This is a genomic window from Caballeronia sp. (assembly GCF_028292365.1).
In the GTDB taxonomy this organism is placed as follows: Bacteria; Pseudomonadota; Gammaproteobacteria; order Burkholderiales; family Burkholderiaceae; genus Caballeronia.
In genome coordinates, this window is sequence record NZ_JAQGMM010000022.1 from 1 (window position 1) to 3,840 (window position 3,840).

3 protein-coding genes are annotated in these 3,840 nt (G+C 60.8%); 1 reads left to right on the top strand and 2 read right to left on the bottom strand.

From position 1 onward, the window contains the following. Nucleotides 1-61: 61 nt before the first annotated feature. A complete protein-coding gene (locus JWR14_RS01060) occupies nucleotides 62-2,023 on the top strand; it encodes an alkaline phosphatase PhoX (RefSeq protein ID WP_299699871.1) in 1,962 nt (653 codons plus the stop codon). 9 nt (nucleotides 2,024-2,032) lie between these two features. On the opposite strand, the gene JWR14_RS01065 is transcribed toward JWR14_RS01060, so the two are convergent. Together JWR14_RS01065 and JWR14_RS01070 are read right to left on the bottom strand one after the other, a co-directional pair. Then, complete coding sequence (locus tag JWR14_RS01065; RefSeq protein ID WP_299699874.1) at nucleotides 2,033-3,388, bottom strand: cytochrome c peroxidase; 1,356 nt, start codon at nucleotides 3,386-3,388, stop codon at nucleotides 2,033-2,035. Nucleotides 3,389-3,580: 192 nt separating this feature from the next. Beyond that, nucleotides 3,581-3,840 (bottom strand): alkaline phosphatase family protein (locus JWR14_RS01070; protein ID WP_299699877.1); only part of this gene is annotated, 260 nt, incomplete at its 5' end.

Below are 3,840 nucleotides of genomic sequence, written 5' to 3' on the forward strand. Positions count from 1 at the left end.
TGAGGCGTTTCAATAACAGGGCGCGCTGGCCCCCAACGACACAAAAATCGGACCAGACGACATGCAAGAGCAGCCCAACGTATCGCGCCGCAAAGCCCTCAAACTGCTAGTGGGCGCGCCCATGCTCCCTTTGGGCGCTTTCTCTGTTTCAACGCTTCTGGCCGGCTGCGGCGGCGGTAACGATGCAGTAGCCGCGCCGGTGGCATCGACATCATTCAAGTCTGCCGCATTCGCCTCGATGGCCGCGCCATCGCTTGCCGACCCTGCCGCGATGGCGACCACTACGGTCGGCTCGACGCTCACCGTCTCCCACAGCGACGGCACCACGCAAGCCTACAAGCTCGCCTACCAGCCCTTCTTCGTAACGGGCGATAGGGTCCCGAACGGCAGCGGCGGAACGACCCTCAGCGGTGGTTACTACGACATCAACAACCAGCCGATCATCGATAAATCCGTGTCGGGCAAAGAGCGCCAGTTCTTCTCGGATTGCCCGGATGGGACCTCACTGCTGTCACTTGATAAGCCTACGGTTGCCGGCATCAAGGGAAAGGCCGTATTCGCAGTCGTGCAGTTCGAATACGCGACGCGCGACCAGAGCCTGGTGTCGACGTATGGACAGTTGCCTTCGCCTATCGCCGTGCTCACACTCGACCAGGATCAGACGACTGGCAAACTCACGCTCGTGAAATATCACAACGTGGATACGTCGAAGGCGAACGGATTGTGGATCACGTGCGGCGCGAGCTTGTCGCCGTGGAACACGCATCTCGCAAGCGAAGAGTACGAGCCAGACGCAACGACCATTGCAACCAACGCACAGTTCAAGGCGTTCAGCACTAGTCTCTATGGCGACGCGACCCGCGCCAACCCCTACAACTATGGTCATCTTCCGGAAGTCACGGTGAACCCGGACGGCACCGGCACCATCAGGAAACACTACAACCTCGGACGCATCTCGCACGAACTGGTGCAGGTCATGCCGGACAAACGCACCGTCATGATGGGTGACGACGCGACCAACGGCGGCCTCTTCATGTTCATCGCGGATCGTGCGGAGGACCTGTCCTCGGGCACGCTGTATGTGGCGAAGTGGGCGCAGACATCATCGGCGGGCGCGGGCTCGGCCAACCTGACGTGGATCAGGATTGGCAGCGCGACGAGTGCGGAGATTGAAGCGATGGCTTCGAAGCTGCAAGCGTCCGACATCATGGACGTGAGCACCAAGGACCCGCTCGACGCGAGCTTCACGAAGATCAATTTCAACGGCACGTTCAACTGGATCCGCATCAAGCCCGGCATGGAGAAGGCGGCCGCGTATCTGGAGACGCACCGCTATGCGGCGTATATCGGCGGGAGCATGGGCTTTACGAAGCTCGAAGGCACGACGATCAACGCGAAGGACAAGATCGTGTACAGCGCGATGTCACGCATCGAGAAGTCGATGGTGAAGGGCAACGCGGCATCAACCGATGTAGCCGTCGATAAAATCATCAACGCCGGGGCGGTCTACGCGTTGAACCTGAAAGCAGGGCAGAGGGACACGAGCGGCGCCGCGATCAACAGCGAATGGGTGCCGGTCGACATGGCCGCGCCGGCAGCGCTGGTGGGCGAAGATCTTTCACCGGCCGATGCGCTCGGCAATACCGCGAGCGCGAGCAAGATCGCGAACCCGGACAACGTGAAATTCTCGGAAAAGTTGCGCACGCTGTTCATCGGTGAAGATTCGAGCATGCACGTGAACAATTTCTTGTGGGCCTACAACGTGGACACGCAGACCTTGTCGCGTGTGCTGTCGTGTCCGGCCGGCGCGGAATCGACTGGCCTTCATGCGGTTGACGAGATCAACGGCTGGACTTACATCATGAGCAATTTCCAGCACGCGGGCGATTGGGAAAGCCCGGTTCACGACAAGGTGAAGGCCGCGTTGGATCCGCTTGTGCGAGCCAACTACAAGGACCGCTTCGGCGCCACGGTCGGTTACCTGACCGCGGACGCCTCCAGCATCAAGCTCGCCAAAAGCTGATCGAGCGGATTAGCTGCCTTTTTGATAACCGTCGGTCAGGGTATGCAGGAACGCGATGATGTCCTTCATCTCCTGATCCGTCATCGCGGGCTTTTCGCCGAACTTGCGATCGAACGGTGCGTCGGTTACGTCGACGTTCGCGTGGAACTTCGCCGGCAGGTCGTCGTACTTGTTGACCTTGCCGTCGGCACCTTTCGGATAGAACTTCTGCGGCGCGGTATTGCGGTCGTTGTAGAACGACATGACGTCGTCGAGCGAATGATAGACGCCGTTATGGAAGAACACTTGCCGTGTTGCGGAGTTCCGGAGCGTGGGCGTGAGGAACATGCCGCAATACTGCGTCTGGTCCTTTATGTCGTCACGGAACGGGCCGCATACGCCCATGTCGAAGAACTTCGGATCGTGGTTGACAGCAAGCGTGGTGTTACGCGGAACACCGAGCGCTTCGTACTGGTAGTCGGTGAACATCGGCGGGATACCGTCGGCACTGGGCTTGGACAAATGGCAGCCGGCGCAGTTGGCCTTGTCTGGATCGTTGAAGAGGCGCAAGCCATGCAACTCCGCTTGCGAGAGCCGCGCCTTGCCTTCGAGCCAGTAATCGTACTTGCTCGAGTATGGGTGGAACGACTGCTCTTCGACCTGATAGCGCGCGATCGCGAACATGGCCTCGGAGACGGTGAGCTGGGTGCTCTGGAAAATATTTGCGCCGAACAGCTTGGTGAAGTCGTCCTTGTAAGCGGTGCGCTGCAATTTCGCGGCGACATCGGTTTCGCTGGTGTTGGCCATTTCCACAGGGTTGAGCATGGGGCCGGACGCTTGTGCCTGCAGCGTATCGGCGCGGCCGTCCCAGAAGAAACCGCCTTGCGGCACCATGGCCGGCGCAGCGGGCGCGACGCCCGCATTCTTTTGCGCCTTGGCGGCGCCAGCGGCTTGCGAGGCGAGGGCGGCGAAATCCGGCGGCGCTTCGGCTTCGCCGGCATCGGGGCCAATGCTGAAGTTAGGCTGCAAATACAGGTACATCAGCGAAGGCGGCGGACGGTAGCCTTCGAGCGTCATGTGCGGTCCGCCCAACTGCACGGAGAGTTTGTTCGGCGGGCCGTACGCATGGTCCGGGCTGTGGCAGGACGCACACGATTGTTTCCCGGAAGCAGACAGCGACTCGTCGAAGAAAAGCTTCTGGCCGAGTTGTGCCACCGCGCTCAACGGCGCGACCGGCGGACGGGAGAGTACGACAGGATCCGGATTGGCACCCGTCAGGTCTTCCACGATAGCGCCCACGCGGGCCGGTACTTGCGAGGGGAACGCGACGGCCCATGCGCTGAATCCGGCGGCGCCGAGAACCACGGCGGCGATGCATCCGAGCAAGACGTGTTTCGAGCGGGGGAGGCGTGGCTTCTCGCCAGTGGCGGGCGTAACCGGAGGTATGACGGTGTGCGACATGTGAGCCAGGAAGCAGAAGCAGCATTGAAAAAACGCCGCCGGTCAATTGCCCGGCGGCGACGCAGCAAAAACATATTCGTCCGCGCCGGTGACCTGACGCGGGCGTTCAGGCAACAATCAGATCGTGGGAACCGATGCGACCGGTGTACCCAGGTTCGGATCGACGAACAGCGTCGGGTTGTTACCCGGACCGCTGAAGTTGAACATGCCGTTGATGCTGCCCGCAGTGGCGTCAAACGAACCGCCACCAAGACGCGCACCGTTGAGCCAGTTGTCTTCAATGAAGCGAACCACCGAAGCCTGGGTAATCTGCGTGTGATCCACGTAGTTCACCTTCGCCCACGGCGAGATCACGACGAACGGAATACGCGTGCCCG